This window comes from Candidatus Thermoplasmatota archaeon (assembly GCA_018814355.1).
In the GTDB taxonomy this organism is placed as follows: domain Archaea; phylum Thermoplasmatota; class Thermoplasmata; order UBA10834; family UBA10834; genus COMBO-56-21.
The window spans coordinates 1-3,663 of record JAHIZT010000118.1; the positions used below are offsets into that span (position 1 = coordinate 1).

Annotated in this window: 2 protein-coding genes and 1 tRNA gene; all 3 read left to right on the forward strand. The window is 55.6% G+C overall.

The features are described 5' to 3' along the window. Positions 1-639: 639 nt before the first annotated feature. The 3 genes from iorA to KJ653_08685 all read left to right on the forward strand — a co-directional run bounded on the left by iorA (position 640) and on the right by KJ653_08685 (position 3,189). Entirely contained in the window at positions 640-2,487 is a 1,848-nt protein-coding gene (gene iorA / locus KJ653_08675) for an indolepyruvate ferredoxin oxidoreductase subunit alpha (GenBank protein MBU0685901.1), read from the forward strand. Then, positions 2,484-3,080: an indolepyruvate oxidoreductase subunit beta gene (locus KJ653_08680; protein ID MBU0685902.1), complete on the forward strand. Its 597-nt coding sequence runs from the start codon at positions 2,484-2,486 to the stop codon at positions 3,078-3,080. Before iorA ends, KJ653_08680 begins: the two co-directional genes overlap by 4 nt. Positions 3,081-3,116: 36 nt before the next feature. After that, positions 3,117-3,189 (forward strand) — tRNA-Val (locus KJ653_08685). Positions 3,190-3,663: the final 474 nt, after the last annotated feature.

Below are 3,663 nucleotides of genomic sequence, written 5' to 3' on the forward strand. Positions count from 1 at the left end.
GATTCACGATTGGCTTCGATACAGCCGGAGGCTTCTTAGCACTTTTCACGTCGACTGACGCCACCTACACCGATACTGAGGTATCTTCTATTCAATCCATTGCTCCGAATCTTATGGGCGAATCTTCCTATGATGGATGACTTAAGACTCGGGAGCAGTCCTGCACAAGTTGCACACTAAAAGCGCGGGAGCTGGAGAGCTTGTCCACGATGAGCCTGTCAAGAAAGAGGCCCGTGATGAGAAAAGAGGCTTGAGCCATTTTTCAAGTTGCATCCCAAAGATGCGTAAGACGGGCGATCTTGTGCCTTCTCGGGTCGAGCTAGTGTTCTTGGTGGGTTCAAATCCCACAGGGTCCACCATGATCCTCGGAAAAGACCTCTATGTTGAAATGTCCCCGTTTCTAGCCCAAAATCAGGCCGCAATCCTACGACGTCAGCGAGAGCAGTTATAATCAGGGCTTCTGTTCGCTTGAACGATGAAGCCCCTAGAAACTCACAGGAACGCGTTGTCGCGCAGAGCGGTTCTGTAAAGGGTTTGTGGGGAAGACAGTAGGAGACACTTCAACTGCTGGCTGAGTGTTACCCGTGTTTGAAACGGTGACAAAGGTATTTCCACCAAGGACCCAATCCCGGCAACGACATGGACAGAGTCCTCGACGCAAAGCCTGGAACGAAGGTCCTCTTGCTAGGCAACGAAGCAATCGCAAGGGGCGCACTGGAGGCCGGGGTCGGCATAGCAACCACGTATCCCGGGACTCCCGCTTCGGAGATAGGAGACGCTCTCGCACGCGTGGCGAAGGACGCGGGCATCTACTTTGAGTACTCGACCAACGAGATGGTCGCAACGGAAATGGCCATCGGTGCCGCCGCCTCCGGCGTGAGGGCTTTGGTGAGCATGAAGCATGTCGGTGTGAACGTGGCCGCCGATGCACTCATGACGTTCGCATACACAGGGACCAGAGGCGGATTCGTCCTAGTCACAGCCGATGACCCGTCGTGCCATTCTAGCCAGAACGAACAGGACAACAGGTACTACGCCCTTCTCGGCGGCATCCCGCTCCTGGAACCTTCCTCACCACAGGAATGCTATGAGATGACCAAGGAGGCGTTCGAGCTGTCGGAGAGACTCGAGCTGCCAGTCATCCTCCGAACGACGACGCGCATCTCACATGTCAGAGGACCGGTGGTCGTCGGGAGGATCGTCCAGGGTCTGAAGAAGAAGGAATTCATCAAAGACCCCAAGCGATTCGTCACGGTGCCCGCAGTCGCGAGAGCTAGGCATCTTGTTCTCCTGGAGAGGCTCCGCGAAGCGGAGAGGCTGTCAGAGGAGTCGCATCTGAACAAGGTCCGGAGAATCGGAACCGGGGCTAGAATAGGCGTGATAACGTCATCGGCGGCGTTCAACTACGTTGCGGACGCAGCGAAAACTCTCGGCGTGTCGGTCGATGTATTGAAGCTCGGCTTTCCACATCCACTTCCCAATCGATTGGTCATCGACTTCTTGAAGAACCATGACAGGGTCGCAGTTGTGGAGGAGCTCGAACCGATACTGGAGACGTCAGTGAGGGCGGTCGCACAACACGAATCCATCGGCACGAAGATAGTCGGCAAGGCCGATGGGATCCTTCCGAGAGCATACGAATTTGACCAGGCGATTGTGGCCTCCGGTCTCGCAAGAGCCTTCGGACTCAGAGGCGATGAGGCCAAGGAAGCTGTCATCGATCTTCAGAGCCTGCCTGTCCGGCCACCGGTCCTATGTGCTGGATGCCCGCACAGCGCGGCCTACTTCGCCGTCAACAAGGCGACGAACAGGAAAGCAATATTCGCATCGGATATCGGCTGCTACACGCTCGGGGTCGCGCCGCCGTACAACACGGCGGATCTGCTGGTCTGCATGGGATCTAGCGTAGGAACTGCAGGTGGCCTCGCGAAGGTGAACGAACAGCCAGTGATAGCGTTCATTGGTGATTCCACATTCTTCCATGCCGGCATACCCGGTCTCATCAACGGAGTACACAACGGACACAAGTTCCTGCTGATGATCCTGGATAACAGAACGACTGCGATGACGGGCCATCAACCGCACCCAGCGAGCGACACTGGCCCGTCCTGCTGCGACGTCACGCCAGTTTCGATAGAGGAGGTCGTCAAGGGCTGCGGCGTCAGATGGTTGAGAGTCGTCGATCCGTACGACATCAAGACCACCACGGAGACAGTCAAAGAGGCGCTCAGGCAGGAGGGCGTCTCTGTCATCATAGCGAGGAGGGAGTGCGCCCTGATCGCCAAGAGAGATGAGAAGGGCGCGATCTTGAAGAAGCACGAGATCGACCAAGAGGACTGCAAGAAGTGCAGGACATGTGTCGACAAGTTCCAGTGTCCTGCGATATCGAGCATGGACAAGGTCCAGACAATAGATGAGGCGCTCTGCGCTGGCTGCGGGGTGTGCGCCCAGGTGTGTCCGCACAAAGCCATCAAGGAGACCAGATGATGGTCGACATCTACCTCGTCGGGGTTGGAGGCCAGGGGATCATAACCGCCTCAAGGGTCATCGGGGACGCAGCGATACTCGGAGGAGAGAACGTCCTTCTGAGTGAGACGCACGGGATGGCGCAGAGAGGGGGAGCGGTCGTTTGCACTGCAAGGATTGGAGATGTCCAGAGCCCGCTGATACCTGATGGTGGTGCTGATCTGATTTTATCCTTCGAACTCTTGGAGACCTTGAGATCCCTCTGCAAGGCGAACAGTGGCACTGCCGTGATCACATCGACTGAGAGAATCGTGCCTTTGAGCGTGTCGACACAGAAGCTGAAGTATCCCACAGCCGAAGAGGTCGAGCTCAAGGTTGAGAGGATTGCGAAGAGATTCTTATCAATCGATGCGAGGAAACTTGCCGAGGAGTCTGCCGTGCCCATGTCATCGAACATAGTGATGGTCGGAGCATTGGCCGGCACCGGAATAACGGGGCTCGAGAGAAGACATTTCGAGAAGGCGATCGAGATGAACTTACCGCATTGGGTGCACGAGAATCTGGACGCTTTCGCGAAAGGGTTCGAGGCCACTTCCAGGTGGAATCGAGCCTGAGAATGTTTTAAGACGGCGAAGGGCATTGGCTCCGCTGGGCCCATGGTCTAGCGGTTATGACAACGCCCTTACACGGCGTAGATCACCGGTTCAAATCCGGTTGGGCCCACTCCATGTTGCAGCCAGACAGAGATTACTCAGAATCAACTAAATCGTTTTTGCTAGAATTGATTCTTAGGGTCTTGGATGCTGTGGCAGATAATTGGCCCGCCATCGCCGCCAGCTCCCGCTCGACCTCCTCACTGACCACCACCAGTATGTTCAGGATGAGGATCCCGATTCAGTCGTCCTTGCACCGCATCGGGTCGGAGGTGTTCCCGTCTGTAATCGCCGGGAGATTCCGGATCAATAGCTGGGACCAACTCATTCACAGGCGTCTGCAGTTTCAAATGAGGAATCGTCCGACTAGAGTAGGTGCTAGGCTGACAGCCACTGGCAATCCGTGAGAAGAACAAAGTACTCATTGGTAATTTGCTGACCGAGGAAAGGAGCGTTCCTGAGGGAGACGATATGGGATGGAATTTGTGTACATCCTCATAGTTGTGTATGCACTTGGCATAGTAGAACTATGGGCAGCGATTCC